The following is a 26240-nucleotide window of genomic DNA, read 5'->3' as shown; positions in this document are numbered from 1 at the left end:
CTTTTTACCCTTATTCTTCTATCTTGATACTTGATACTATCTAAGCTTCAATGTTATAATCGTTATTATCGCCAGCAATATCCCGATGATCCAAAACCGGGTTACTATCTTGGCTTCATGGAAACCTTTCTTTTGGTAATGGTGGTGCAGCGGCGCCATTAAAAACACCCGCCTACCTTCACCAAATTTCTTTTTGGTGTACTTAAACCAACCTACCTGCATAATTACCGACACGTTCTCAACCAAAAACACACCGCATAATACCGGCAGCAATAATTCTTTACGTATCATGATAGCAAAAACAGCTATGATACCACCTATTGCCAGGCTGCCTGTATCGCCCATAAATACCTGTGCTGGGTACGAGTTATACCATAAAAAGCCTACACAAGCCCCTACAAAAGCGCCCGCGAAAATTACAAGCTCGCCCGAGTTGGGGATGAACATGATATTGAGGTAATCGGCAATCTCTACGTTACCGGATACGTAGGCCAGTATAGCCAGCGTAATCCCGATGATGGCCGACGTTCCCGTCGCCAGTCCGTCTATACCATCGGTTATGTTTGCCCCGTTGGATATAAAAGTGATAATGATAATTGCAAAAAACAGGAATACCACCAGCGCGTATTGCTCATAACCTGTACCTATAAACTTAAGTACCTTGGCATAATCAAACTCATTGTTTTTGTAAAAGGGCATGGTTGTTTTGGTCGACCGCACATCCTGGGTATATACCGGAACATTGCGCTTCAAATGAAAATCAACCGGCACATCGGCCTTTACGGGCAGCTTTACTTCCTGCCTTATTACGATGTTGGTATTGAAATACATTGTCCACCCGATGATGAGCGACAAGCCAACCTGGCCAATGATCTTGAACCTGCCGGCCAGGCCTTCTTTATTCTTCTTAAACACCTTAATATAATCATCTAAAAAACCAATGGCACCCAGCCATACGGTAGTGATGAGCATTAAAATAATATAAATATTACCCAGCTTGGCAAACAGCAATGTTGGCACCAAAATACCCAGCAAAATAATAAGACCGCCCATAGTTGGCGTACCCGATTTTTGCATCTGACCTTCCAGTCCCAGGTTCCTTACCGTTTCACCAACCTGTTTAAAACGCAGGTAATCAATTAACCGGCGACCGTAAACCGTGGTTACTACTAACGATGTTATAACAGCCAAAGCCGTACGGAACGTGATATACTGAAATACCCCGAATCCCGGAATGCTGTAATTTTTATTTAAGTATGTAAACAGGTAGTATAACATCTTTTGCTTTTGATTACACCGATTTAATATGATGATTCACCGATTAAAGGTGAATCATTGATTCTGTTAATTTTTTAATTCTGTTAACGGCAACGCCTTCTTGAACACCGTCGAAACAAACAACAAGTGAAAAATTCTGATTCCGACAATTACAATAACAATTTAAACTGCTCTTCCAATTCTTCCATATCATCAAAGTGATTTTTCACTCCGTTTATATCCTGGTATTTTTCGTGGCCTTTGCCGGCTACTAAAATAATATCACCAGGTTGAGCCAGCATGCAGGCGGTTTTAATGGCCTCTCTTCTGTCAACAATACTTACGGTATGCCTTTTAAATGCCGGGTCAACGCCTTCAATCATATCTTTAATAATCTGGGCCGGATCTTCCGAACGGGGATTATCAGAGGTAAGGATCACTTTATCGCTCCACTCACTGGCTACACGAGCCATAATAGGACGCTTGGTTTTATCCCTATCGCCACCGCATCCAATAACAGTTATTACCTTTTCGGTACCCTTGCGGATATCGTGTATGGTACTCAGCACGTTTTGTACAGCATCAGGCGTGTGGGCATAGTCAACTATACCTATTACTTTATTTGGTGCTACTATATACTCAAAGCGACCTTCGGCACCTGTTAATTTACTCAGGCTGGTTAGTACTTTGGCTTTGTCCTGCTCCAACAACATGGCTGTAGCATACACAGCAAGCAGGTTGTAAGCGTTAAAGGTACCTACCATTTTAAACCAAACTTCCTCGCTATCTATGTGCAAAAGCAGGCCACCAAACTGATTTTCAAGGATCCGGGCCTTATAATCTGCCATGCTTTTTAATCCGTAGGCTTTTTTGTGGGCCAGGGTATTTTGCAGCATCACGTTGCCATTTTTATCGTCACTGTTGGTAAGGGCGAAAGCACTTTTAGGCAAACCATCAAAGAATGTCTTTTTAGCCTTTAAATAGCTATCAAAGGTTTTATGGTAATCTAAATGATCATGTGTAAGGTTGGTGAATACACCGCCCGAAAACTGAAGATTGGCTATCCTATGCTGCGCCACCGCGTGCGAGCTCACTTCCATAAAGCAATAATCACAACCCTGTGCTACCATTTCTTCCAACAAGCGGTTAAGCTCAATAGGATCAGGGGTAGTATGTGTAGACGGGATCACCTGGCCATTGATCTGGTTTTCTACCGTTGATAACAAACCGCATTTATACCCCAGATCACGAAACAATTGATATAATAAGGTAGCAATAGTTGTTTTACCGTTGGTGCCGGTGATGCCTACCAGTTTTAACTGTGCCGATGGATTACCATAAAAATTGGCCGCAACCAAGCTTAATGCTTTACCAGAATCAGCAACCATTAAAAAATCAACCTCACCTGCTGTATGCGCGGGCAGATCTTCGCAGATAACCGCTATAGCTCCTTTTTTAATCGCCTGCTGAATGTAATCGTGCCCGTCCACCAGAGTTCCCTTTACGGCAACAAACAACGAACCCGGAGTTACCTGCCTCGAATCAAAAGCTACCGAAGATATTTCCACATCGGCACTGCCCTGCAGTTCTGTAAAGGCTAATCCATCCAATAAATCACTTAAATACCTCATTGCAATTCAATTGTTATGCGTGAACCCTTTGGTATTAAACTGCCGCCAGTAACCGATTGTGTGGTTACCATGCCGCTGCCGCGTACCGTTACTTTATAACCTGCATTGCCCAAAACATACAAGGCATCGCTTAAGCCCATTCCGGTTACTGCCGGAACGGTACCTTCTTTAAATCTTACTTCCTCAAACGGAATACCGTTACTGGTATCAACACCGTTATTTGCCGCATTTGCAGATGCGTAAAGTGGTTTTACACCCAATTTACTGTACACATGCTTTAATGCTTTTAAGTTACCCTGCTTTACTTTAGGCATTGATGTATTGCCTACAAACCTTACCGGCGCGGGTTGGTTTATTTCCATATCATTGGCATAAACCATATCGGCAACCTGCCTAAACACCGGACCAGCAACTTTTGCTGCCAGGTATGAGCCCCTGGTAGGGTTATTAATAACCACTATCATAGAATATTTAGGTCGATCAGCTGGAAAATACCCGCAAAATGAGGCCTGGTACCTTTTCATCTTGTATCCTTTTGTGCCATCCGCAACCTGTGCAGTACCTGTTTTACCAGCTACACTATATAGTTTATTCTTGATTACGTTTTTACCCGTACCATTAAGTACTACACCTTCAAGCATACCTTTTACTTTGCCCAGTGTAACATCAGAGCATACATTATCTGTAATTACCCTCGCTTTAAACTGCTCAATGGTATTACCCATTCTACGAATTTCGCGCACAAAAATTGGCGCTATCATTTTGCCGTTATTAGCTACCGAATTGTAAAAAGTGAGCATCTGCAAAGGCGTAATGTTCATTTCATATCCATAGGCCATTTCGGGCAGGGTGTAATATTTGTTCCAGCTGCGGTTTGATGGATTTTTTATGACTGGCCTGCCTTCACCCTGAATCTGCAATCCCAGTTTCTCATTTAAATGATAGCTATACAGCTTATTGATAAACTGCCATGGGTTATCCTTATAGTTACTATAAACCAGTTTTGCCGCCGCCACATTTGATGACTCTTCAAAAGCGCGTTTAACACTCATTTCATAGTTATCATGTTCCGTATCGGTAATGGTTGGGCCTTTTGGAAATTTGTATTTACCTCCCTCTGCATTCACAACAGTGCTGGTATCCAGTTTATGCTGATCAAGCAGGGTCATATACGATGCCAGCTTAAAGGTTGAACCCGGGTCAATAGCATTGCTGATGGCATAGTTCATTTTTTCCTGGTACAAACCATCTTTTGATCTTGTAAAGTTTGCAATAGCACGTACTTCGCCGGTGGCCACTTCCATTAACACCACGCAACCATGATCGGCCGCGCTTGAATCCAATTGACGTAAAAGAGCAGCCTGGGCTATCTCCTGGAAGTTTACATTAATGGTTGATATAATATCAGCTCCGTCTTTCGCGGCTATTTCGTCCTCATCATTATTTACAGGCATCCAGGTACCACCGGGAATCCGCTGCATTAAACGCCTGCCATTTTCGCCATTGATATAAGAGGAATAGGCACCTTCAAGCCCTACCGGGTTTTTTACATTCTCGTTTTTATAACCGATGGTACGGGCAGCCAATGAATGGAAGGGTAGTATACGCCTGTTCTGCTGTAATACAATCAGGCAGTTCTTGGTTTTCCTGCTTTTAAATATCGCGAACTCGCGGATCTTTTTTAACTCCTGGTAAGTTACCCTGCGCCTTAATAACTGGTACCGCGAACCGTCCTTTCGGGCATCACGCAGCACCCTTGAATATTCACGGGGAGTTCTGTCGCCAAACATTTTGGATAAGTTTGCCGCCAGTATATCAACATTATCATTAAAAACACTGTCAGCAGCAATACCGCCGGCCAGCATATCCATGTGCAACTCATACTCAGGTACCGATGTAGCCAACAGGCTGCCATCTTCAGAAAAAATATTACCGCGTGCCGCTTCAACATCCCTGAATTGCGCAGACATATTAACAGCCTTAGCCCTCCACTTTGCACCCTGTACAAACTGAACCCGGCAAAGCTGCACCACAACCGCAAACGCGAAAAACAATATCAGGCCAAAGGCGATGTACACCCTCAGCAGTATATTGGTTCTAATTTTCATCCTTCTCCTCCTTCACAGTTATCTTCTTCGGCGGCTCAACAGATTGCCTGATCCCAATGGTATCAGCACGTTTGGCCACTTCGGTTAATGTACTTTTAAAAGCCATGTCGGCTTTGGTGGTTTTAAAATCCCAACCACGCTCTTTTACCTCTTTTGTGAGATCATCAATATCACGGATAGTTTTTTCGGCAAGGTGCATATTGCCAATGTACACCATCCCTAAAAAAGCCAGGAACAACACAAATGGTAATGCGTTAGTAGCCTTTTCGCTACTAATAAAACGTTTGGTGAAAAATTGCGTAAAAAAGTTGTCAGGAATTTCCCGTTTGGGTTTTTCCTCCACAACAAGGTCTTCCGCTTCTTCTTCCTCCTCCTGAATTTCTGTACGCAAACGATTGGTCATCTTTTTACAGCTATTCTTAATTTAGCGCTCCGTGCCCTGTTATTGTTACTGATCTCCTCCGCCGATGCTGTGATAGCCCCGCGGCTTACGGCATCAAGCGGTTTATTATTGTTACCGTATAAGTCTTTCTCTACTTCTCCGCTGAATTTACCTTTAGCTATGAAATTTTTCACCAGCCTGTCTTCCAGTGAATGATAGCTCATAACTACCAGCCTACCGCCAACAGCCAATATGTCAGCTGCCTGTACCAAAAATTCCTTTAAGGCTTCCAGCTCCTGGTTAACCTCAATACGCAGCGCCTGGAAAACCTGGGCCAGGTATTTATTCTCTTTTCCCTTCGGGATGCGTGCACTTATCGCGTTCTTTAAATCGGCTATAGTTACTATAGGTGCGTTAAGCCTTGCGGTAACAATAGTTTCGGCCAGCGATTTCGCATTCTGAATCTCGCCGTAAATGCCAAAAATGCGGTGCAGCTCGGCACCTGTATAGTTATTTACAACATCTTTAGCCGTCAAGTCGCCCAGCTGATTCATGCGCATATCCAGCTCGGCATCAAAGCGGATAGAAAAACCGCGCTCGGCCTGGTCAAACTGGTATGATGATACACCCAGATCGGCCAGAATGCCATCAACCGGTATAGCGCCATGCAGGCGACAAAAATTCTTCAAATACCTAAAATTCTGATCGATTAAAACAAACCGCTCATCATCAATTGCATTTTGCTGCGCATCAGCATCCTGATCAAAAGCAAGCAATGTCCCTTCGGGCCCTAAATGCTTCATGATCTCGCGCGAATGACCACCGCCACCAAAAGTTACGTCCACATAAGTGCCATCCTTTTTGATATCAAGTCCTTCGATGCATTCCTGCAACATTACCGGTGTATGGTACTCACTCATCTATCCTCCTTGCTTTACTACCCATTACCGCCTCTGCCAACTCGGCAAAATTATCGGGCTCATTATTTATCATGTCAGTATAGGCAGCCTTATCCCACACTTCAATTTTGTTCAATACACACGTTAACACTACATCGCTGCCAATGCCTGCAAATTCAAGCAAACCCTTTGGCAACAGTACGCGGCCGGCCGCATCTGGCATCAAAGCCGTCGCGCCACCGGTGAAATATCTTATGAAACGCAGATTTTGTCTGTCGTATTCGTTAAGTTTGCTTAATTCATCCAGTCTTTTGTCCCATTCGGATTTTGTGTAAATAACCAAATACTTCTCCAGGCCGCGATTGATCATAAGGCCCTCTCCGTCAGCTTCAGGAAGCTGCTTTTTGAGGCCCGCTGGGATCATCATCCGCCCTTTGGTATCCAGTTTACATTCAAATTCTCCGGTTAAATGCGGCATTATTAGACTATGGCTTAATTTAATAGGTAAAAGTAATTTTCTTTTACCACTTTTTACCACTTTCTACCACCAAAAAGTTTTCAACATTTTTAGTGGGTTTAAGGCTGTGCTCGCAAATGCAAAAAAACGGGCGGCCGCCTGGTTAAAGATTATAGCTCCTGATATCAAACAATCACCTCATTCACACAACAACCTGATTATTAAATAGATAATCCAGGCAAGCCGATGCGTACCTTTTCGCGATCAGACCCGAACATAGGTAGTTAACTGCCAGCATGCAGCGGTAAAATTCGTTTTGCTTTTGCCCTGTTATATCGCTTCATAGAGAAACCCGCAATCCGCTTCAGAGCGCAGGGAAACAGTTGTTATATTTTTTGATCATTCACTAACCAAAAACTTATTGTAAATTGCTATATCATTATAAAACAACCTCTTATGACACAAGAAACCCCTCCCCCAGTTCAGTTAATGCAATTGCTTTTTGGTTTTGCTGTTTCACGTGCCATTGGTGTAAGCGCGGAACTGCACATTGCCGATCTTTTAAAAGACGGAGCAAAAACAGCGGAAGAATTAGCACGGCAAACAAGTGTTCATGCCCGTTCTCTTTACCGGGTATTGCGGGCTTGTGCCAGTGTGGGCGTCTTTTCCGAAGATGCTGAAAAAAGATTTTCACTTACTCCTTTGGCTGAGCCTTTATTAAGCGATGCGCCGGGCAGTTTACGGGCTTTTGCAGAAATGATCACTACCGATTGGCAATTCCAAACCTGGGCAGAATTACCCTATAGCGTAAAAACCGGGAAGCCTTCTTTTGAAAAAGTGCATGGCATGCCCGCCTTTGATTATTTCTGGAGCAACGAGAAAGCCGGCCGGGTATTTAATGATGCCATGACAAGCAATAGTGCCTTTTCGAGTGTAGCTGTAGTGAATGGCTATGATTTTTCGTCCATAAAACTGCTGGCTGATGTAGGTGGCGGGCATGGTTTTTTACTGGCATCCATCCTTGCCAAATATGAAACAGTAAAAGGTGTGCTGTATGACAGGCCGGCTATCGTTTCGGAAGCAAGAAAGCTATTAGTGGCCCATGGTGTATCAGACAGGTGTGATTTGGTAGGCGGCAATTTTTTTGAAAATGTACCGGCAGGTTGCGATGCCTACATCATGAAACATATTATTCACGATTGGAATGATGAGCAATGTATTACTTTGCTCCAAAATTGCCGCAAAGCCATGGCCGATGGAGGCAAGGTACTGGTGGTAGAAATGGTAGTACCCGAAGGAAATGAACCATCGCCCGCAAAACTCCTTGATTTACAAATGCTGCAATATCTCCCCGGCTGCGAACGAACAGAAAATGAATACAGGCAATTGTTTGATAATGGAGGTTTCCATTTAACCAGGATAATACCAACGATGTCGCCCTTTAGTATTATAGAAGGGGTAAGCAAATAGTATGTATAACCTATATGTTTGTGTCCTGAGTATAGGCCTTCGGAAGATATAAAAAGCGGGGGCAATGTGTGATTCCTTCCTCGGGGAAGGAGGAGGAAGGGGTTAGATCAGGCGTTCAAGTACCGCTACGGATGGCATGTCGGCGAAACCCCTCCCTGCCATTGCTCGCATTCCAACCACACCCCTCCCGTTGGGAGGGAATTAAAAAAAACGTTAACAAAACTTTCTGAAGGCCTATGATGTGGTTACCATAGGCCTTCGGAAGATATAAAAATCGGGGGCAATGTGCGATTCCTTCCTCGGGGAAGGGAAGGTAGGGGTTAGATCAGGCGTTCAAGTACCGCTGAAGATGGCATGTCGGTAAAACCCCTCCCTGCCATTGCGCGCATTTCGGCCGCACCCCTCCCGTTGGGAGGGAATAGAAAAACGTTAACAAAACTTTCTGAATACTTACAGCGATGAACCAAACGCCGATAAGGTCCCAGCTATACCAAAGCCAGCTTACTTACCTGTTTACTCTTTTTCTTTGTGCGGTTAAGCCACATCATTATCCCGGTAACCGGGAATATCAACGATAGTAAACATATTATAAAACTAATGATCCTGGTTGGCAAACCATATACCGAACCGGTATGCACGGGTTTTACCAATGCCCGTACCCGCTGCCCTAAATTTTTGGAAGCAAACGTTTGCGAGCCAGCCAGGCTACCGCTATATTGATCTATATAATAAGTATCACCCGTGTTTTCAATAGCACCCTGGGCTAAAATATTAACACTGTAAGTTCCGGTGGAATCTTTTGGTATGCGCACGGTATAGTATTCGGCCGATTGGGTTTTAGCTGCTACATTTTGCAATGCGGCATCAACAGTTAAGGCCTCAACCCCCGCCTGGTATTTTGACTGTGGCGACTTAGGCTGCTCTTTTTCAAGCTTTGAACCTGTAATGGCAAACAATGCCTGGTTGGCCCATTTAAACGTCATGATTAACCCGGTTAAAACAATGATGATTAAAAAAACCGAAGTGTAAAAGCCGGTAACTATATGCAGATCATGCACCAGTCGTTTAGTGCTGCCATCCCACTTTATTTTTAGCCTTTGGCGCATAATGTTTTTAGTTTTTGGCCACCATAACACTACTCCGGTTATGAGTATGAACAGGAAAATCAAGGTAGAGATTCCAACTATCCAATCGCCAACACTATCCTTCCCGGCTAACAAAAACCGGTGAAACATCTCAACATTATACAGGAACGTTTGCCTGCGGTTATATTCGCCCGTTACCTGGCCGGTATACGGATTTACAAAAACAGTTAAATTGGGCTTGCCGCTATCTTTGCCATCCTTAGCTGCTTTACCCGGTGCGCCTGCATGTTTTTTTCCATCTGCCTGGGCCGGCTTCTCCTTTTTGTCTTTATTCCCGGGCACTATTAAACCAATTTCTACAGTTCTGCGGGCGTCGCCATAAACCATAGCCGAAGCAAACCTAGCTTTTGGCATTTGCTTTAAAGTACTTTTTATCAGCTGCGCTAAAGGCATTCGTACTTGCTGTGCTTCCACATAGTACCGCTTGGGGTGCAGCGTATGCTCTATCTCCTTTTCAAAAACCAGCAGGGTACCCGTAAAGCATGAGCAAAAAATGATAATACCTGCCGCAAGGCTTAGGTAAAGGTGTATGGTGCGGAAAAATACCTTCATAATTTTTTATTACAAAAACCGGGTATGCCTAAGCACATCCCGGCTTTAAATTTATTTTGCAAATTTATTAAAAGCTATATGCCAGGGTAGTTAAAAACTGTCTCGGAGGAATTGGGTTGATGCTGTAATTTTCATGCACGTTATAATTTAACACATTACCGATATTAGATACCTTACCGATAATGGAGATCTTTTTATAAGTATATCCTACTGATGCATCAACAGTGGTAAAGCCAGATACGTTAACCAGCCTTGATATAGTTTGTGACTGCCCCACTGTATTAGCATTCCCTGCAATGCGGTTACCTAAATAATACACTGAAGCCCCCACTTTAAAACCACGCAGATCTCCATTATAGAAATTATAAAATGCGCTGGCATTGGCGGTATGCTTTGGCACATTAATTAACGGTTGCCCTGCTATATTACTGCCCACAGAAGTTGAAGTTTTTGAATAACGCGCGTTGGTATAGCTATAACCGGCCAACAGATCAAGACCTTTAACAGGGTGCCCGGCAATATCAAGCTCCACACCATCACTTTTGGTTTGGCCAACAAGCTCTTTAATATTGGTATTGATGTTTACCGTTGTACCATCGGCCAAAAATGGCGCTGTTTGCGCAAGGTTATTATTGATAATACGGTATGCAGTTACATTTATCGCCAGATTACCATTCAGGAAATCATTTTTTATGCCGGCCTCAAACTGATCAACCAATGATGGAGACAGGGGATTGTTGTTAACATCTGTACCTGTATTGGTTATAAAAGAATTGGAGTAACTGGCAAACAGTGATGTGTTGTTTATTGGTTTATACACTATACCAACCCTTGGCGAAAATGCTTTATCTGTTTTGCTTGATGCAGGCGCAGCCAAAGCCGGTAAATAATAATTAGTAACCGCAGTTGGTGCAATATACTGGTATGACCAACGGATACCCGCAAGTACTTTTACTTTATCAGATACACTGATGAGGTCATTAAAGTAAGCGCCAAAACGGTTGGTTTTTGTTAGGATGCTATAAAAAGGATTCATCACAGGCTTATCTGTGCGCAGGTTATATTTATCTACATTAAAAATATTAATAGTGTCATAAACAGCTGATTTTATAGTAGTACCTTGATCCCAGTAGCTCGAAACCTTATTAACCGTAGCCACATAGGTGTAAGCTGTATTGTTATACCTATCCGCATCAACCCCTACTAAAATATTGTGTTTGATAGAACCTGTATTGAACTGGCCGGTAACATTAAACTGACCAGTATAATAATCTTCCAGTGTTTTTGCACGGTTAAGGGTACGGCCCCAATCGCCGGTTGCATTTGGCAATACACGCTCTGTTGTTTGGTACTGCCTGTTAAAGTGCTGGTAATTGATACCTCCGCTTATTTGCCATAAGCTATTTATCTGGTGATTTATAGTAGCAGTGGCTGTACTTTGCTTGGTATTACCGGTTGACCATGATGCGCCCAGGTAACGGTTACGTGGTACATTGGCTATTACGTTATTAATTTGGCCGGTACCAAAATCGGGGGTAAAATTATAATTCAGGTAGTCACCTTCAACAATGATGGTTGTTTTATCGCTTACTTTATACAGGAACGAAGGATTGATATATTCCCTTTCGGATTTTACATGATCGCGGAAGCTATTTGCTTTTTCATAAGTACCATTCACGCGGTACGCCAGTTTAGAAGATATAGGACCATAAACATCAAACGAAGGACGATACAGGTCATAGCTGCCATAAGTCATAGATACCTTGCCGCCTTGTTCAAACAATGGCTTTTTGGTAACCATATTTAAGATACCACCTGGTGCTACGTTGCCGTATAATAAAGCCGCGCTGCCTTTTAAAACCTCAATACGATCTAAAGAGCTCACTTCCGGTACTACGCCAGAGTTAATACGAAACCCGTTTTTGAACATATTGGTGCTTGAAAAATTATATCCCCTTGCGCCAAATGTTTCCTGGGTATTGCCGCGTGCAGTGTACAGGTAAACTCCATTAACATTCCTGATCACATCGCTTAAACGAATGGATTGTTGCTGAACAAGTGTGTTACTGCTGATAACCATAGCACTTTGCGGAAGATCCATAGGTGCTACGTTCATCTTGCCTGCGCTTAGCGTTTTACGGTTAATAGTTTTTGTGGATGCTATGATCACCTCATCGAGCTGCGATGCGCTTTCGTTCAGCGTAATGCTTACACGGGTAGTTTGATTGGCAATAACGGTAACTGCCTGCTCGGCACTTTTGGTACCTATAAAACTAATCACCAATGTATAAGTACCTGGTTTTATATTAAAGAAAGTAAATGATCCGTCATCAATGGTAACAGTACTTTTGTTAAGCCCTTTTATGGCTACATTAACAAGAGAGGCCGGTTTGCCATCGTTGGTTTTAACAAAACCGCTTATCTTACCGTTATTGCCATCGTCATCGGCCTTTAAAGTGAGGATATTTATAAAAACAAATAAAACTAGGAGTGTGAATTTTTGCAGGTAGTTATGTAATTTGTTTGCCATTCTATTTATATTAAGTCTAATTAAGCGCAAAAATAAGAAGACATTTCTTTTCTGCAAGTTTTATTTAGAATTAGTTTAAATAACATTAGCCTGAGTCAATGGGATAACTATTTCGTTACACGCCCCTAAAGCCTTTATCTTCTGATTATATTAGCCTCATAAACCTATTGTTATGAAAAAGTCACTACTCGTTTTTATTGTTTCGCTGGCATTTACAAGTTATTTAAAAGCACAGCCGGGCAAAACGGAGATAACACCCTGGCAGTACGGCCGTAATGGCGCGGTTTCCATTACCTGGGATGATGGCTCTATCAACCAATTTAAAATAGCGATCCCTATCCTGAACAAGCTTAATATCAAAGGCACTTTTTTTATTATTACCGGGCAGATACCCGGCTCGCAATATCATGGTAAGTTTATTGGCCGACCAGTAAAAGAGATCATTTCAGAAACAGCAACTATACCCACCAATAAAACCAATTTTTATGAACGCGCTTCGGCGGCCGGTTATTTAGGGCTTGTTGGCACGCTGGATTACCATTACAAAGCCGGCTCATTAATTGATGATAACAAGCCCGAAGCGGCTTATAAAGTGATTGACGATCTATACAGCAAAGTACGCCATGGCGATTTTAAACCCGGCATCGAACATAACACCGAATATAATGATGCGAACGGTACAACCTGGCCCGAGATTAAAAAGTTCGCCGCCCAGGGGCATGAGTTTGCCAGCCACATGATAACCCATCCCCGCCTGGCCGCGCTTGATGAACCAAACATCATGTACGAGATGGAAAAAAGCAGGCTGGATATTTTGCACAACCTGGGCCTGCGTTATACTTTTAGCGCCGAAGGCCCATTTGGAACCGAAAATGAACGCGCCGTGAGTTATCTAAGCAAGGTTTATCCCGCCCTGCGTAACCGCATGCCCGAGCCCTGGCTAAAGGAAATAAGCCGCGGCAACAAAGATACACCCGGCAATACTGATAAAGAGTACGTGCAATACCAGCGCGGTGCTACCACCAAAACGCCACTGCCAATGATGAAGGCCTGGGTTGATACTACCATGAACCGACACGATACATGGCTGGTGCTTACTCATCACGGTGTAGAAGGAATTGGCTGGGAAGCCCTGCCTGCTACAGAACTTACGGAATATTTCACCTACATCAAAAATCACGAAGACAAGCTTTGGATTGCCACCTTTGCCGATGTCACCAAATACATACGCGAACGAAAAAGCGCAAACCTGACCACCGGTGTTGTCAATGGTAAATTGACTATAAAAGTTAGCCACCCGCTGGATAAGCGTTTTTATGATATCCCCCTTACGCTTAAAACTTATTTGCCTGCAGGATGGAGAAAAGTGGGCGTTATGCAGAACAGTAAAAAAATTGACGTTAAATTTATGACGGATAATAAAGGCGACTACCTACTTTACCAGGCAAAAGCCAACATACCTGTGGTTATAACAAAACTATAAACCTTTTATAAAGATGTATTAATTGTGCCCGGGAAGCGCTCGATTGTCTTAATCAAACACAACCTTATCCGGACCAGAAACTTTGGTTACATGGCAGCCACAACCGCCTGCTATTTTTAAAGTTGCTGTTTTGGTTTGACTCGTTGCCGTATTTGTTGCAGAAATTTTAACATCATCCCCATCGGTAGAAAAATCTTTGATGTTGGCATCTGAAGCCAATAATACAAAACCGGCTACAAAATCAATATTAATGTTAGGCGGGTATTGAAGCGGCGTTAAGGACTTGTTGGTACGTAAATTAACAGCGGTAAAATTTGAAAACGAAACGGGCTTACTTTCCTTATCAATAAACCTAATCCCTAAATAAGCATAATTGGCCGTACAAGTTTGCAAGCCACATCCGTTTTTTTGTTTATCGGTTTTGCACGCTGATAGGAAAGTAACAAGTAACAGCAGGTATGTAATTTTTTTCATCATCGTAATGGGTTTATGATATTACGGTGAGTAAAACACGAACGCTACAGCAATAGCCGAATTTAGCCTGGCAGACTAATCAAAAACCACCGTATCCGGTCCGGAAACTTTGCTGATATGACAGGCGCATCCACCTGCTATTTTTACGATGGCTGTTTTAATTTGATGGCTGGATGGATCTGTTGCCGAGATCTGAACATTATCGCCCTCGGTTGAGTTCTCCCTATTATCGAGAAGTAGTTTCGTGAGGAGAACACAAAACTACTTCTGATGTGAAATTTGGTGGTCATTATTCCATCACCCTAACCTTTAAAAAGCTTGGCTCATCTTTGGAGGTATAAACCTTGTGGGTAGCTTTTTTAAAGTCGGTATCTTTGGCTTTCATAATATCCTGAAACTGCTGGGTATTCCTGTCAATAAGCGGGAACCAAGTGCTTTGAACCTGTACCATCAAGCGGTGACCTTTTTTGAATGTATGCAATACATCCTGTAGCTCGAAGTTAACCGGTGTAACTTTGCCGGGTACAAAGGCCTCGGGCTTATCAAAGCCATTACGGAATTTGCCGCGCATAGCTTCACTGCGCACCATTTGCTGATAGCCGGATAAATAAACTTCTTTACCCGTAAACTTGTTATTTTTTGTTGAATCGGGATATACATCAATCACCTTAACTATCCAATCGGCATCAGTACCCGTGGTTGACACTTTAAGGTTTGCCCATATATTGCCTGCAAGCGTTATATCCTTGTCCAGTATATCAGTTTCGTAAGTTAACACGTCCGGACGTTGTGAAGCAAAACGCTGATCGCCTGTCATGTATTCCCTTTTCATGTCGTTATCAATAGTGTTGATAAATGGAACAGGCTTATTAGGGTCCGAAACAAATTCATCAAAGCCTTCGCCCGCAGCCGGAGCATCAAATGATAATTTGCCACCTGGCATCAAGTATAAATTTTTGTCGATAGCCTCTTTCGGCGGCCATGTTTTATAGGTTTTCCACTGGTTAATACCTGTTTCAAAAGTTGATATGGGTTCCAGGCTTAACTCTGTTCCTTTTAAATAATGGCTAAAGAAAGCGAACTCAATTTTTTCGCGGTAAAACGGACCAGTTGGGCCGCCAAAGCTAACATCGCCCAAATGGTCGCCATCGCCACGTGACCAGCCACCATGTACCCAGGGGCCCATGGTAAAGTAAACCGGCGTTTTAGGATTTTCTTTAACCAGTGTTTTGTAAGTATTGATTGCGCCATACAAATCTTCGGCATCATACCATCCACCTGTAACCAGTACAGCTGTTTTAATATCGTGCAGGTGATAAAGCACATTTCTATCCTTCCAATGCTGATCATAATTAGGGTGATCCAACATCTCGTTCCATAAACGGATGGTATCCTTATAGTATTTATCATTAGTATTTTTCACCGAGCCCATTCTCAGGAAAAAATCGTAACCATCCTCGGTACCGGCATCAAACCTCGATCCACGGCGCTGGGTAGGTTTATCGTCCTGCCTGTTGGTAAAGCCGGGGTAAAATCCAAAATTTGCAGTAAGCATAAACGCGCCGTTATGAAAAGCGTCATCACGGTACAGATCGGCCATTGGGGCCTGCGGCGATGCAGCCACCAATGCCGGGTGACGGCTTAGCAGCGCGGCTGTAGTATAAAAGCCGGGATAAGAGATACCCCAAACGCCAACTTTACCCGTATTATTGGGGATATGTTTTAACAGCCAATCAATAGTATCATAGGTATCAGTTCCTTCGTCAACATCATTTTTGGTTTTATGTACTTCCTTTTCGGGTGTCATCTCTTCAAAAATGCCTTCGCTCATCCAACGGCCGCGCACATCCTGATAAACAAAAATATAACCATCATGCACAAATAATGATGACGGCCCCAGGCCGCCTTTATACAGATCAACCCCATAAGGTGCAACGCTATAGGGCGTTCTATCCATCATAATAGGATATTTTTTAGTTTGATCTTTGGGCACATATACCGATGTAAACAGTTTTTTACCATCGCGCATGGGCACCTGGTACTCGTATTTAATATAATTGGCCTTTATATAATCGGCATCCGGGCCTTTTGGCTGTGCCTGCAGACAGCATGCAGACAGCAAAACACTTAAAGTTATGAGGAGAAGTTTTTTCATAAAATCTATTAATCCCTAAAAGTAATTGAATAAAACAAAAAGGGCAACCCAGTAAAGCCGGATTTATGAAAACTCTTGGTTTTGTTACAAACACGATTGCCTCAGTCTTTATTTTAAACTATTACTATATTTTATATTAATCAATATTTATTTTTAATAAATAATAATTAACGCTGTAGGCAACTTGTTCAAAATAATTGTCTATTCCTTTACAAACCAATTCATTCCGCACATATTCCCAAATATGTACAGGCAACCTAAACTCAATAAATACAAAAATGCTATGCCAATAACCACGCTATGGCCGCTGCTTAATTCCTTTTATAAATACGTCTCTGTTAACAACCAATTAAAAACATGCCTATGAAACAGCTTCATGCTCAACCAGCATCTAAATTTTTATTCACCAAATTAAAACCAACCAAAAACCATGAGAACAAATTTTAATTTACACCTGAACAAAACGCTAACCGCCACATTTGGCTTATTGTTACTACTCAATGCGGCCTGTAAAAAAGAAAGCGCCCCTGCTCCATCCGAATCAATCAAATCAAGCGCTACATCAAAACTCAGTACCAATGCTATTGGCGTAACTGGCCCAAAAGGCGTTTGTTATGTGGAGGTGAATAATAATGATATCCGTAACGTGGGTAATTACTACCTTTCAACCGGCCAGCAATTGTTTGATATTGCTATTATTTTTGCAGCTAATATCAACTTCAACACTACAACTCAAAAAGCCGAACTATTTTTTAATACACAGGTAACCAATGTACTGAGCAACAAAGCCACGTATATACAGCCCTTGCAGGCAAAAGGTATTAAAGTACTGTTATCCATTTTGGGTAACCACCAGGGCGCCGGTATCAGCAATTTTCCAGATCAGGCTTCGGCAACAGCCTATGCGCAGCTGCTGAGTAACGCCGTTACAACCTACGGCCTTGATGGGATTGACTTTGATGATGAGTATGCTGATTATGGCACCAACGGAACCGGCCAGCCCAATTCCAGTTCGTTTGTTTACCTGGTAACGGCGCTTCGCCAGTTAATGCCTACAAAAATCATATCATTTTACTATTACGGACCAGCAGCATCACGTTTAAGTTTTAATGGCGTAACAGTTGGTTCAAAAGTTGATTACAGCTGGAATGCTATTTATGGCACTTACTCGGTACCAAACGTACCCGGCCTTGCTGCAAGCAACCTTGGGCCGGCGGCTATTGATATCCAAAGTACCAGTTCATCAACAGCGGCATCGCTGGCTACACAAACTGTAAATAACAGCTATGGAATTTACTTGTATTACAACTTGCCGAATGCCGATTCGCATACTTATTTAACCAGTGTATCAAATGCGCTGTATGGTAAAGCTACCACTTTTAGCACGGGCATACCCATTACAGGAGTTAATTTTTATCAGAATACAAACTATGCCGGCACTGCAACAGCTGCTATACCTAAAGGCAATTATACCCTGGCGCAGTTGCAGGCTTACGGCTTTGTTAATGATTGGGCATCATCAATGACGGTGCCATCCGGGTGGACGGTGACCATGTACAGCAACGATAATTTTACCGGTACCTCTTGGATACGTACGGCAAATACCGCCAATTTCACCACCCTATCGCCAAACGCGAATGATGTAGTAACATCGGTTAAAATACAATAAATAAAAAAGGGACTTTTCGGGTAGTTGTTACACTATTTGAAAAGTCCCTTTTGCGTTTATAAATTTTGGGGGATTATTAATAATTATAGCGCTCCCTTCTTTAGCTCATTGGCGGCATAATTTGCTGCCCTGGCTGTTAAAGCCATAAATGTTAATGAAGGATTTTGAGTTCCGGTAGATGTCATACAAGCGCCATCGGTAACAAAAACATTAGGGCAGCTATGCAGCTGATTCCAATTATTTAAAAGCGATATTTTAGGATCTTTCCCCATGCGTACACCACCCACCTCGTGAATATCCAGCCCGGGAGCCTGTTTACTATCATTTGTGGTGATGTTTTTACACCCAGCTTTATCCAGCATTTCGGCACCTTGTTGCAAAAAATCATTCAGCAATTTCAGGTCATTATCGTCATAATCTACCGAAAATGACAATAACGGCATACCCCACTCATCCTTTTGGTCATGATTGAGGCTCACCATATTTTCTACCTTCGGGATAGTTTCACCCTGCATCATCATATAAATCCCCCAGTTTCCCGCTTCGGCAATACTATCTTTAAAATTAGCTCCCACCTGTTCAGCGTCGGTTTGATGGCCCCAGCCTGCACGGGTTGCCGTATAGAAAGTCATGTACCCGCGTAAAAAGTCTGTTTCTTGTTTGTATACGTTCCTAAAATTAGGCATCATAACAGCTGTAGGCCGCCTGCCGTAATAATAGCTATCCAGGTAACCATCCATACTTGCAGATAACGATCCCCGGTAATTATGAAAAGCGATGTATTTACCAAGCAGGCCGTTGTCATTCCCCAATCCCTGGGGAAACCTGGATGATGTTGAGTTGAGTAAAATAAGGTTGGTATTTAATGTGGCTGCATTTACAAATATGATCTTAGCATAATATTCCGTTACTTTTTTGGTATGCGCATCTATTACCTTTACCCCTGATGCCTTACCTTTTTTTTCATCATAAATAATGGAGTGTACAACAGAATCTGGTCTAAGTGTGAGATTCCCTGTTTTTGCAGCCCAAGGTAATGTTGATGAATTTGAACTAAAATAACCGCCAAACGGGCAGCCCCGATCACATAAACTACGGGCTTGGCATTGCCCCCTGCCTTGTTGCAGGTGAATATCTTTAGGTTTAGTTAAATGGGCGCATCTCCCAATCACCACATGGCGATCATGATAAGCAGCCATTATTCTTTTTTGTATCGTTTTTTCAACCACATTCATTTCCCAGGGCGGTAAAAAATCACCATCGGGTAATGTTTCCAAACCATCCTTATTGCCTGCAATTCCTGCAAAAGCTTCTACGTGACTATACCACGGAGCAATGTCATCATACCTGATTGGCCAATCAACAGCAAAACCATCCCTGGCAGGCCCCTCAAAATCAAATTTACTCCAGCGTTGGGTCTGCCGGGCCCATAGCAACGATTTGCCGCCAACCTGATATCCGCGAATCCAATCGAAAGGTTTTTCCTGTACGTAGGGATGTTCTTTATCTTTAACAAAAAAATGGCTTGTAGCTTCGGAAAAGGCGTAACATTTTTCGGCTATTGGGTTTTCCGTTTTCACGGTCAATGGCAAATGCCCACGATGCGGAAAATCCCAAGGATCTTTTGTTGCCGTTGGATAATCTTTTAAATGAGTAACATTTCGCCCACGTTCAAGCACGAGGGTTTTTAAGCCCTGATCACATAATTCTTTTGCTGCCCATCCACCGCTTATGCCCGATCCAATTACTATTGCATCATAAGTATGCCCGTCAGTTCCATTTGAATTTATATTCACCTCAATTTCGCTTTTTAACCAATCCCAAAACGCCTTATAAAAGTCAAGTTAGGATAATTTTACAACTAAAAAAAAATCGCTGTCTATAATAGCCTGCGGATATAACAAAAAGTCTTTGCGAAATATAATTTACCGGTAGCTCATCAAAAAATACTCGCCGGGCTTCCCATCTCCTTTTTCCTCTATTTGCCAGCCTTGCGAGCGGTAAAAAGCAATCGCATTTTCATTTCGGATTAAACACTTAAGGGTAACGGGTTTGTTGAGCATTGCAATGGCGGCGTTTAACAACAGTTTGCCCGCTCCTTGCTTTACATAAGCCGGGTGAACAAACAGGTGATGGATAAAATTATCGGGCAACCAACAGGATATAAAGCCAATTACTGCGCCACCATAGTCGGCCACCAGGATCTGTTCGTCTTCGGTATCCTTGTCAAAATCGGTTAAGGCATATTCCGAAGTATCAAACCAGGTAAAGGTATCCCTGCGGCTTAAAAGATAAATATCCCGAAGCGCATGACGGTCATCTTCCTTAAAATCCCTGATCTGCAAACCAATCATTTTATTTTTCTTTTAAATACGAAAAGTCCAGCCGTTTAGGGCTGAACTTTTCATTTTTATATTGCTAAAAATATTATTCGTTAATAGCTTTCACACCCGGAAGCTCTTTACCTTCCATGTATTCCAATAATGCACCACCGCCGGTTGATACATAGCTTACCTCTTCGGTAAGGTTGAATTTAGCAACTGCTGCTGCCGAATCGCCACCGCCAATTAATGAAAATGCGCCGTTTTCGGTTGCTTTTACTACCGCTTCGGCAATGGCTTTGGTACCTACCAAAAATGTTTCCATTTCAAATACCCCCATAGGCCCGTTCCATAAAATGGTTTTTGATTCTTCAACCACCTTGCTAAAAATGGCTACTGTTTCGGGGCCAATATCCAATCCCATCCAACCATCCGGAATTTGGCCGGTTTTGGCAACGCCGGTTTTGGCATCATTTGAAAAAGCATCGGCAATTACGTTATCTAAGGGCAAATAAAGCTTTACACCTTTGTCTTTAGCTTTTTGCACCAGACTAGTTGCCAGGTCAAGCTTATCAGCCTCTACCAGTGAGGTACCTATACTACCACCATCTGCTTTTGCAAAGGTATAAGCCATACCACCACCAATAATCAGGTTATCTACTTTATCCAATAATTTCTCAATCAGTTCTATTTTATCAGATACCTTAGAGCCACCCATGATGGCTGTAAAAGGTTTTGCAGCATCATTAAGTATTCGCTCAGCATTCGCCAGCTCAGCTGCCATCAGGTAGCCAAAGTATTTGGCATCAGGGAAAAACTGCGCAATAATAGCTGTAGAAGCATGTGCACGGTGAGCGGTACCAAAAGCATCGTTCACATATATGTCACCTAATTTTGATAGTTTTTCGGCAAAGGCTACATCGCCTTTTTCTTCCTCTTTGTAAAAACGAAGATTCTCTAATAACAACACTTCGCCATTACCTAAGTTCTTTGCTTTTTCAACAGCTTGCTCGCCAATGCAATCGTCGGCAAATTCAACCTGCTGACCCAACAAATCTGACAGATGAGCTACTACATGTTTTAATGAAAATTCATCTGTTGGACCATTTTTTGGTCTGCCCAGGTGCGACATCAGGATCACCCGGCCACCATCTTTTAATATTTTTTTTATGGTTGGTAACGCGGCGGTCATCCGGTTATCATCGGTAATGTTATAGTCTTTATCCAAAGGCACATTAAAATCAACCCTGATTAGGGCTTTTTTGCCTGCGAAACTAATTTGATCTACAGTTTTCATATGATTATATGGGTCATTATGTATGAGGGCTGCAAATTCAGCATTTTATTCTAAATTCTTAATGAAAAAGTAAAAAAGGAGTCCTTTTTTGGCTAAAACTTCATTTTAATTTAACATACATCACATAATGGGGCCCAATTCCGGGCACGTCAAACTCTGTTGAAACTATCTCGAAGCCTGTATTATGATAAAAAGGAGCTGCCTTTTTGCGCGCGTTACACCAAACATAGTTTGCTTTTTGTCCGCGCAGGTAAGTAAGTGCAAAATTTACCAATTGATTGCCCAGGCCCTGCCCCCGATATTTATCAATAGTGGCCATACCGCGCAGCTGGTAACCTACACCGGTAAATTCGCCATAAGTTTGCGGATGGAATGATACGATGCAGGCCAGTTCATCATTTTTATAATATCCTAAGTGGAAAGCGCCAACTATCTTATCTGTTGGGAAACGGCATTCATCTAATGTAAGCCTGCCCTCGCGTAATACATCGTTGCGGATAGATAAAAGATCCTCAACCTCAATAAATTTTATCATTAAATTTTGATACTAAAAATGAAAAATTTAGGCTACTTCTGTTTTTAGCGCCGCTATTTTTACAACAAGATCTGCAAGGCGGCTGCTGTAGCCCATTTCATTATCATACCAACCAACCACCTTTACCAGGCCGCCAACTATTGAAGTAAGCTGCGCATCAAAAATGCAGCTATGCGGATTGTCAAGTATATCGGTTGATACTATAGGATCTTCGGTATATTCCAGTACATTTTTCATCGGGCCATACGCGGCCTGTTTAAATGCCAGATTAATTTCGTCAATAGTGGGCTGCTTTTTAAGGCTACAGGTAAAATCGGTTAAGGAGCCGTTAAGCACCGGTACCCGGATACCAGCACCACCAAGGCGGCCTTCCAGGTGAGGAAATATGGCCGTAATGGCTTTTGCAGCACCCGTAGTTGTTGGGATGATAGAAGCCGATGCGGCGCGCGCACGCCTTAAATCCTTATGCGGTGCATCGTGAAGATTTTGATCGCCTGTCATAGAATGCACCGTTGTGATATAGCCATCAATAATACCCCAGTTTTCGTCAAGAATCTTAACCATAGCAGCCACGTTATTAGTGGTGCAGGATGCATTTGATAATATGGAAGATGTAAGATCAACCAGCCCGTCATTAACGGCCAGTACTACGGTGGGTACACTTTTATCTGTTGATGGGGCCGATATGATCACCTGTTTAGCTCCGGCTGTTAAATGCAATTGCGCTCCTTGCTTTGAGGTAAATTTCCCCGTAGCTTCAATCACCAAATCAATATCAAGATCTTTCCAGGGCAGGGACAGCGGGTCACGTTCGGCAAGTACCTTTATTTTTTGTCCGTTGATGATTAAGTTATTGGCATCAAAACTTACCTGGCCTTTATAGCCCCGGTGAACAGAATCATATTTAAATAAATGCGCAAGCGTTTGGGTATCTGTCAGATCATTAATTGCTACAACCTGTACTTCTGTGTGGGATAATATATTCCTTAAAAATATACGACCTATACGGCCGAATCCATTTATGGCGATCTTCATCATTATTTTATAAAGGCCACAAAGTTAATGAAGAGGAACGGCTATTTACCAGTAACTGAAATTTAGTGACGCTAAAACTACTAAAGGTACTATTGTATAAAGCTTATTTTAAGCCAAAAAATTGCGTAAAGCCCGGCTTTCGCGCTCTTTTGATCGCAGGCAAAAAGTTATTACCCAGTTGGATACAACCGAAATTAACAATATGATAACTATTAGCAGGGAGTTACTCAGGTTACTAAATATAAACACCATGCTTATTGATAATAAATTGATTACCGATAAGCATAGGGTAGTTTGCAAGTGATTAAGACCCAGCCTTAAAACACGGTGATGCATGTGGTTTCTATCAGCCTCAAATGGCGATTTGCCGCTAGCAATCCTGAGCGTAAACATTCTTAAAGTATCAAAAACAGGGCCTACCAACACAGCCATTGTTAATGCTGGGCCAAAGCTTATTACAGGTATACCAACACCGGTAATTTTACTCACCTCGATAAATTTAATTGCCATAACCGCCGATACAAGGCCTATTAACAATGCGCCGGTATCGCCCATAAATATTTTGGCGGGTGTAATATTATACTTTAAAAAACCAATAACAGCGCCCACCATAGCCAACGAAATAGCTGCAAGCTCATATTGATGGATATACATAAATAACAGGGCAAAAGCACCATTTACTATAATACCGGTAGCTGCCGCCAAACCATCAATACCATCAATCAAATTAAAGGAGTTAACGATGAGCATAATAAGCAGTATGGAGAATATAGCACTTGGGATATATGGCAGCTCAAAAATACCGAATACGCCGTACATACTGGTTAGGCGGATATCTCCCAATAATACCAATATAGCTGCTACCACAAACTGAATAAAAAACTTTGTACTTGAATTTACTCCAGAAAGATCATCTTTTAGCCCCATTGTAAAAAGAATGATGCAAGCCAAAAGCAGGTAACTAATAGGCAAGGCCTTATCAATTATGCTAAATAATAAAATGGTAATGGTAAAACTTACAAAAATAGCCACCCCACCTAAACGCGGTATACCATGATCATGCTGTTTCCTGAAATGACCCACATCATCATAAAGGTGCCTTGAGCGCGCAACGTGTAAAATGGATGGAATGGATAACAAGGTGATCAACGTTGAAAAAGCTACTATTAAAACGTTGTAAATAAAATGATACGAATGTAAAATTTCAATCATATTTGGTATTTAGATCAGTTCGATTTCATTAGCCTGGACTTTGTACGTAATTATCTTAATAAAGGTTTAATTTGAAATTAAATATATTAATGCATTTCCGCATCGCTTTTAACTTCAATCCGCAGGCTTTGAACCTGCTTTACCCTTTTATTACCTACACTACTGCCCCACATAGCAACCATATCTTGTTAATAAAATAACATTGGATTTAATATAGATACATAAACCTTACCATTAATCCCAATCGGCCTGTAGAACCATAATCAGGCCTATTAAACTACATTGTCCAATAATTTACAATAGCAATAAAACATAGCGCTCGGGGCATATATCCCCGGTTAAGGGAATTTATTCCACACTTGTTTAAAATTGCATATTGGGGGTTGTTTCTGTGTTCATACTCATGGGGAGTTATGGAATTTCGCAAAACTTGAAAGTGAAATGACGTTTTTGAGAGCTTGTCGCCCTTTTAAAAAGTCTGTCATCCTGAGGAACGAAGGATCTATTCGCAGACAGTAAAGAGCGAAGAAGCATGGCGAATAACAGATCCTTCACTGCGTTCAGGATGACAAAAAGTACTTTTTTACGAGGACCGAAGGATCTATTCGCAGACTGTACAGGGCGAAGAAGCATGTCGAAGAATAGATCCTTCACTGCGTTCCAGGATGACAAAAAATATTTTTTTTGGAAGGAACGAAGGATCTATTCGGAGACTGTACAGGGTGAAAAGCTACCGCCTTGATGGCTGATAAGTTTATTTATTTATCTCGGCCCAAAGGAGATCCTTTAAACCCATAAGATTTTTTTGTGCTACCGATGATATGAATATAGAAGGAATTCCGGCGGGTAATTCGTGCTGAATTTCTGCCTGCAATTCCTCGTCAAGCAAATCCATTTTGGTAACTGCCAAAACGCGGGGTTTATGCATCAGTTCTGCGTTGTACTCCTGCAACTCGTTCAATAATATTTCGTATTCCTCTTTAATAGTGCGGGTTGTATCGGCAGGTACCATAAACAACAATACCGAGTTACGTTCGATATGCCTCAAAAATCTGAATCCCAAACCTTTCCCTTGTGAAGCACCTTCAATAATTCCCGGAATATCGGCCATTACAAATGAACGGTTATCACGATAAGATACTATACCCAGGTTAGGCACCAATGTGGTAAAGGCATAATCGGCAATCTCGGGCTTGGCAGCAGATACTACGGATAGTAGGGTTGATTTACCCGCATTAGGGAATCCTACCAAACCAACGTCGGCCAATACTTTTAGCTCTAATATGTTCCAAACTTCTTTTCCTTCACCACCTGGTTGGGCAAAACGAGGGGTTTGTTGCGTGGCCGATTTAAAGTGCCAGTTGCCTAAGCCACCACGACCGCCGGGTGTTAATATTTTGGTTTCGCCGTCTTTAGTTATCTCGAATAGTATCTCGCCGGTTTCTGCATCTTTGGCTATGGTGCCCAGGGGCACTTCTAAAATTTCGTCTTTACCGTTCTTTCCTGTACGTAAAGAGCTTCCGCCCGATTCACCGTCGGGAGCGATGATGTGTTTACGGTATTTAAGGTGTAACAGCGTCCAGAACTGTGAGTTACCTTTTACAATAACATGCCCGCCACGACCGCCG

20 protein-coding genes are annotated in these 26240 nt (G+C 42.3%); 3 read left to right on the top strand and 17 right to left on the bottom strand.

Annotation, left to right across the window (positions count from 1 at the left end; all coding sequences use genetic code 11):
- Positions 1 to 36: 36 nt before the first annotated feature.
- The 6 genes from mraY to mraZ all read right to left on the bottom strand — a co-directional run bounded on the left by mraY (position 37) and on the right by mraZ (position 6755).
- On the bottom strand, positions 37 to 1278 hold the full coding sequence (gene mraY / locus Q0R88_RS25940; RefSeq protein WP_295721490.1) for a phospho-N-acetylmuramoyl-pentapeptide-transferase: 1242 nt from the start codon (positions 1276 to 1278) through the stop codon (positions 37 to 39).
- A gap of 149 nt (positions 1279 to 1427) precedes the next feature.
- Positions 1428 to 2888, bottom strand: a complete 1461-nt coding sequence (locus Q0R88_RS25935; protein ID WP_295721488.1) for a UDP-N-acetylmuramoyl-L-alanyl-D-glutamate--2,6-diaminopimelate ligase — start codon at positions 2886 to 2888, stop codon at positions 1428 to 1430.
- Positions 2885 to 4996, bottom strand: a complete 2112-nt coding sequence (locus tag Q0R88_RS25930; RefSeq protein WP_295721486.1) for a penicillin-binding protein — start codon at positions 4994 to 4996, stop codon at positions 2885 to 2887. Before Q0R88_RS25930 ends, Q0R88_RS25935 begins: the two co-directional genes overlap by 4 nt.
- Positions 4986 to 5399, bottom strand: coding sequence for an FtsL-like putative cell division protein (locus Q0R88_RS25925; RefSeq protein WP_295721485.1), 414 nt, complete (start codon positions 5397 to 5399; stop codon positions 4986 to 4988). Before Q0R88_RS25925 ends, Q0R88_RS25930 begins: the two co-directional genes overlap by 11 nt.
- The gene (gene rsmH / locus Q0R88_RS25920; protein WP_295721483.1) at positions 5396 to 6298 is read right to left on the bottom strand and encodes a 16S rRNA (cytosine(1402)-N(4))-methyltransferase RsmH; all 903 of its coding nucleotides are present in this window, start codon (positions 6296 to 6298) and stop codon (positions 5396 to 5398) included. Before rsmH ends, Q0R88_RS25925 begins: the two co-directional genes overlap by 4 nt.
- Positions 6291 to 6755 (bottom strand): division/cell wall cluster transcriptional repressor MraZ, encoded by a 465-nt coding sequence (gene mraZ, locus Q0R88_RS25915; RefSeq protein WP_295721481.1) that lies wholly within the window; start codon positions 6753 to 6755, stop codon positions 6291 to 6293. Before mraZ ends, rsmH begins: the two co-directional genes overlap by 8 nt.
- A gap of 435 nt (positions 6756 to 7190) precedes the next feature.
- Between mraZ and Q0R88_RS25910 the strand changes: the two genes are divergently transcribed.
- Positions 7191 to 8204 (top strand): methyltransferase, encoded by a 1014-nt coding sequence (locus Q0R88_RS25910; RefSeq protein WP_295721479.1) that lies wholly within the window; start codon positions 7191 to 7193, stop codon positions 8202 to 8204.
- A gap of 485 nt (positions 8205 to 8689) precedes the next feature.
- Here the strand turns inward: Q0R88_RS25910 and Q0R88_RS25905 are convergent, their stop codons facing one another.
- A complete protein-coding gene (locus Q0R88_RS25905) occupies positions 8690 to 9901 on the bottom strand; it encodes a PepSY-associated TM helix domain-containing protein (RefSeq protein WP_295721477.1) in 1212 nt (403 codons plus the stop codon).
- A 67-nt stretch (positions 9902 to 9968) separates the two neighbouring features.
- Positions 9969 to 12431, bottom strand: a complete 2463-nt coding sequence (locus Q0R88_RS25900) for a TonB-dependent receptor (protein ID WP_295721475.1) — start codon at positions 12429 to 12431, stop codon at positions 9969 to 9971.
- A gap of 172 nt (positions 12432 to 12603) precedes the next feature.
- Here Q0R88_RS25900 and Q0R88_RS25895 point away from each other — a divergent pair, with 172 nt between their 5' ends.
- Positions 12604 to 13914 carry a polysaccharide deacetylase family protein gene (locus Q0R88_RS25895; protein WP_295721473.1) on the top strand — a complete coding sequence of 437 codons (1311 nt, stop codon included), beginning with the start codon at positions 12604 to 12606 and terminating at the stop codon, positions 13912 to 13914.
- 48 nt (positions 13915 to 13962) lie between these two features.
- Here the strand turns inward: Q0R88_RS25895 and Q0R88_RS25890 are convergent, their stop codons facing one another.
- Positions 13963 to 14391, bottom strand: coding sequence for a hypothetical protein (locus tag Q0R88_RS25890; protein ID WP_295721471.1), 429 nt, complete (start codon positions 14389 to 14391; stop codon positions 13963 to 13965).
- Between the two features lie 286 nt (positions 14392 to 14677).
- A complete protein-coding gene (locus Q0R88_RS25885) occupies positions 14678 to 16543 on the bottom strand; it encodes a CocE/NonD family hydrolase (protein ID WP_295721469.1) in 1866 nt (621 codons plus the stop codon).
- 430 nt (positions 16544 to 16973) lie between these two features.
- On the opposite strand from Q0R88_RS25885, the gene Q0R88_RS25880 reads away from it, so the two are divergent.
- Positions 16974 to 18212 (top strand): endo-beta-N-acetylglucosaminidase H, encoded by a 1239-nt coding sequence (locus Q0R88_RS25880; protein WP_295721467.1) that lies wholly within the window; start codon positions 16974 to 16976, stop codon positions 18210 to 18212.
- 83 nt (positions 18213 to 18295) lie between these two features.
- Here Q0R88_RS25880 and Q0R88_RS25875 read toward each other — a convergent pair whose 3' ends face one another.
- From Q0R88_RS25875 to obgE, 7 genes are all read right to left on the bottom strand, one after another.
- The gene (locus Q0R88_RS25875) at positions 18296 to 20008 is read right to left on the bottom strand and encodes a GMC family oxidoreductase (protein WP_295721464.1); all 1713 of its coding nucleotides are present in this window, start codon (positions 20006 to 20008) and stop codon (positions 18296 to 18298) included.
- Positions 20009 to 20137: 129 nt separating this feature from the next.
- Positions 20138 to 20566, bottom strand: coding sequence for a GNAT family N-acetyltransferase (locus tag Q0R88_RS25870; RefSeq protein ID WP_295721462.1), 429 nt, complete (start codon positions 20564 to 20566; stop codon positions 20138 to 20140).
- 73 nt (positions 20567 to 20639) lie between these two features.
- Positions 20640 to 21830, bottom strand: coding sequence for a phosphoglycerate kinase (locus Q0R88_RS25865; protein WP_295721460.1), 1191 nt, complete (start codon positions 21828 to 21830; stop codon positions 20640 to 20642).
- Between the two features lie 100 nt (positions 21831 to 21930).
- Positions 21931 to 22365, bottom strand: coding sequence for a GNAT family N-acetyltransferase (locus Q0R88_RS25860; RefSeq protein ID WP_295721458.1), 435 nt, complete (start codon positions 22363 to 22365; stop codon positions 21931 to 21933).
- Between the two features lie 27 nt (positions 22366 to 22392).
- Positions 22393 to 23400 carry a type I glyceraldehyde-3-phosphate dehydrogenase gene (gene gap, locus Q0R88_RS25855; protein ID WP_295721516.1) on the bottom strand — a complete coding sequence of 336 codons (1008 nt, stop codon included), beginning with the start codon at positions 23398 to 23400 and terminating at the stop codon, positions 22393 to 22395.
- A gap of 108 nt (positions 23401 to 23508) precedes the next feature.
- Positions 23509 to 24612 (bottom strand): MraY family glycosyltransferase, encoded by a 1104-nt coding sequence (locus Q0R88_RS25850; RefSeq protein WP_295721456.1) that lies wholly within the window; start codon positions 24610 to 24612, stop codon positions 23509 to 23511.
- A 754-nt stretch (positions 24613 to 25366) separates the two neighbouring features.
- A partial coding sequence (obgE, locus tag Q0R88_RS25845) for a GTPase ObgE (RefSeq protein WP_295721454.1) occupies positions 25367 to 26240 on the bottom strand: 874 nt, incomplete at its 5' end.

It is taken from the genome of Mucilaginibacter sp., assembly GCF_025362475.1.
Lineage (GTDB): Bacteria > Bacteroidota > Bacteroidia > Sphingobacteriales > Sphingobacteriaceae > Mucilaginibacter.
This window is presented reverse-complemented; position numbering and strand designations above follow the sequence as displayed.